This is a genomic window from Peribacillus sp. SIMBA_075, assembly GCF_046534585.1.
On sequence record NZ_JAWRYN010001777.1, the window covers coordinates 1 to 228 of the forward strand.

Here is a 228-nt window from a genome sequence, read left to right on the forward strand (position 1 = left end):
CTATGAAATGCTGAACATTTGGAAGCAAACCAAAAAGACGATCATCATGGTGACCAACAACGTGGAGGAAGCGCTCTTGCTGGCCAACCGCATCTTTGTCTTCTCGCCCTTGCCCGGAGAAATCGTTTCCGAGATCGAGGTAGACATCCCACTGGAGGAACGGGGACAGGACATCGCAAGCAACAAGCGCTATATCGAGCTTCGTACCTTGATCAACCAGGTGATTCG

The 228-nt window shown here is 50.9% G+C and carries 1 pseudogene; it reads left to right on the forward strand.

Annotated elements, in window-relative coordinates:
* Nucleotides 1-228 (forward strand): annotated as a pseudogene (locus tag SB775_RS34550) (hypothetical protein); the annotation flags it as partial.